At 42.0% G+C, this 2,980-nt stretch carries 2 protein-coding genes and 1 pseudogene; 2 read left to right on the top strand and 1 reads right to left on the bottom strand.

Annotated elements, in window-relative coordinates:
* Window positions 1–115: 115 nt before the first annotated feature.
* Both K6C05_RS02325 and K6C05_RS02330 read left to right on the top strand, forming a co-directional pair.
* Window positions 116–535, top strand: a pseudogene (locus tag K6C05_RS02325) (flagellin); the annotation flags it as partial.
* Window positions 536–1,549: 1,014 nt separating this feature from the next.
* The gene (locus K6C05_RS02330) at window positions 1,550–1,894 is read left to right on the top strand and encodes a flagellin (protein WP_296730814.1); all 345 of its coding nucleotides are present in this window, start codon (window positions 1,550–1,552) and stop codon (window positions 1,892–1,894) included.
* Between the two features lie 91 nt (window positions 1,895–1,985).
* Here K6C05_RS02330 and K6C05_RS02335 read toward each other — a convergent pair whose 3' ends face one another.
* Window positions 1,986–2,372: a methylglyoxal synthase gene (locus K6C05_RS02335; RefSeq protein ID WP_296730815.1), complete on the bottom strand. Its 387-nt coding sequence runs from the start codon at window positions 2,370–2,372 to the stop codon at window positions 1,986–1,988.
* Between the last annotated feature and the right edge of the window lie 608 nt (window positions 2,373–2,980).

Raw genomic sequence — 2,980 nt, forward strand, 5'->3', positions numbered from 1 at the left:
TTACGATACTATAGTTAAAGTTTCTAAACATATAAATTATTACAGAATTTATTCATATAGTTTTTATCATGAACAACATTGGAAAATACACGAACTACGGAAGGAAAGATAAAAAATGTCCATGGTGATCAAAAATAACAAATCTGCTTTGCAGACTTTAAATAATCTGAATAAAAACAGCTCTTCCCTGACAAAGCAATTACAGCGCCTTTCTTCGGGGATGAAAATCAACAGTGCTGCTGATGATGCATCTTCCTATGCCATCAGCGAGCGGATGCGGGTACAAATCAGAAGCCTTTCAGCTGACCTTGCCAACACCCAGAACGGATCCAGCCTCATGAAGGTCGCCGAAGGAGCTGTTGCGTCCACTGTAGATGCCTTAAAAACCTTTAAGGCCAAGGCCATTGACGCAGCCAATGATACCAATACAGATACAGACCGCAGTATTATTCAAAAGGAGCTGGACCAGCTCATGTCACAGATTGATGACAACGCCTTGGTCACCTTCAACGGGAAATATCTGTTAAATGGAACTTTAGGTGGAAATATTGTAGCTGATCAAAAGGATGCTGTAGTATCCTTCATGAGCTATCTTGACGGGAATAAATTCTCCACTGCCCAGGAGGCATTGGATGGTGCCATCAAATATGCTTCCTGTGGAATGTTCAAGGATGAGGACACACTGATAAACAGCTTTATAAATGATATGAAAAGCGGTGACCTGCTGGAAGTATGTGGCATTAATCTGAACAATGATGATACCGGCTCCATCACCGGTCTTGATGCCGGTGGCGAAAGGGCAAAAACTGCAGAATCAATCGTTCCGGAGGACGGTCCTTTTTTCGGTGGAAATCCAAAGGGCAGTTCTATGATTCGTGGTCTTACGGTAAACTGGCCTGACAATGGTAGTGATGAGATGAAAAAGGCCATCACTGCTGCTCTGGATGGACAATGGCTGACAAACTGCATGGAATTGGTAGATGAATCCTTTGCCCTGAATTTTTGGGAAAATGGCACCTCTGTAAAATCCATGGATGTTGAGTTTTCCAATGCCAGTGACGGTACCTTGGCCTATGTGACCTCAACCTTTAATCCAAGCACAGGTATCACCAACGGATTGAAATTAACCATAAATATGAATTACTATAATAATCTTGATCTGACAAATGAAAATGGCGCAGTGGTTGGTGAAACCAATCAGCTTTATCTTGACCGTACCCTGGCCCATGAAATGACCCATGCAATTATGTCAGCAAATATCAAGAATTTTTCTACTCTGCCAAAGTATATCAAGGAAGGTACTGCAGAGCTGGTACATGGTATTGATGATTACCGCAAGCAGAAAATACAGACATTGGCCCAGGATACAGATGCCCTGAGGAACATACTGGAAGATTCATCAAGTGCTGCCGGTGATGATGCCTATGCTGCTGGCTACATGATAATGCGTTACATGGCCAAGGAAGCTGCTGACTCTGAACCGGAAAAAAACATGTCATTTCAGATCGGCACCAAGGCTGCCCAATCCATTCGGGTCGGTCTGGCGGACATGCGCTGTGAAACCCTGGGACTGAAAAAATCAGACGGTACCACAGTCAGTGTAGCAACCCAGCAAAAAGCCACCTCTGCCATTACTGTTATTGACAGGGCTATCGGAAAAGCCTTGAAGCAGCAAACCATGATAGGTGCTGTATGCAGCCGTCTGGAATTTACCGCTGCCAATATTACTACTTCCCATGAAAATGTAACCTCCTCTGAAAGTGTTATCAGAGATGCAGATATGGCAAGGACCTTTACTGAGTATACCCGTTCCAATGTATTGATGTCTGCTGCCCAGTCCATGCTGGCCCAGGCCAATCAGAACAGCAGCAATGTCATCGGCTTGCTGCAATAGGTTTGAATTTCTCATCTTTCCTACATAAAATTCCATATAAAAATGGCTGTCTGATAGCACAGGCAGCCATTTTTATTTAAAGTTTCAGTTATTAACTCTGAATGGTATTGGCAACAGATACGAATTTTAACATGATATGACCACTTTTTTTATTGGTAGCCAACGGAACATTATGAACATCACATAATCTCAGGAGAGCATTGATATCCGGCTCATGTGGCTGGGAAGTCAATGGATCCCGAAGGAATATGACATAATCCACTTCGCCCATTGCAACCTTGGCACCGATCTGCTGGTCTCCCCCCAGAGGACCGGACATCATTGTCTCAACGTCAAGGCCGAATTTCTCCTTGATTTTGGTACCTGTTGTGTTGGTAGCAATCAAATGACAGGTCTGAAGCAGATCCATGTGCTGCTCCACAAATTCCAACATTTCTTCCTTTTTCTTATCATGGGCAATAAGGGCAATAGTACTCATGTTCATTCTACCTCTTTTCATAATACATTTGCTTAGTGAACAGTCAGAAGCCAAATCACTTTTGAAAAAAATCACAAAATATTTTCAGCTTAAACCATTTCCCCATAATTATACACCATTTACCACATGATTTTCATCTGTTATGATTTTTCAGTTAATCCTTGGGACAAATACCAGGGGAACATGCATGTGGTTTACAGCCACCATCTTCTTTAGATAATGTATTCACATTATTTCTATCCCCTATTGTACTCCCTCCATTTGACTCCTGTTATCTAATGCTGCCTGGCTCACACTTTGTAATCCCCAAAGGATTGCTCCCAACATTACAGGCGTCAGAATAACTCTGTTCATTTTATTCAGTTTACCGGATAAGCTAACTCTTAATTTTGAATTCATTATTCAAATACCGCCTTTCAAATATTCTTCCTGCCCACCGATTTAATTGTTATTCCACTAGCTAAGTACATTATAACGCCATTGTTCAAATTTTTCTTCTTTAGAAGAAAAATCTTCCAATTAGCGTTTCAACGAGCTGGGAGATATGCTCGCCAGCTGTTGTAGTTTGTTTTCCCCCACCTAAAGAGGAAGGGGACATCTTAAAGCTC

Source organism: Anaerovibrio sp., assembly GCF_024697385.1.
Lineage (GTDB): Bacteria > Bacillota > Negativicutes > Selenomonadales > Selenomonadaceae > Anaerovibrio.

Bases quoted from the DNA above. Each gene is read 5' to 3' on its own strand.
- K6C05_RS02330 (WP_296730814.1), top strand. From the start codon at position 1,550: ATGCGCTGTGAAACCCTGGGACTGAAAAAATCAGACGGTACCACAGTC.
- K6C05_RS02335 (WP_296730815.1), bottom strand. From the start codon at position 2,372: ATGAGTACTATTGCCCTTATTGCCCATGATAAGAAAAAGGAAGAAATG.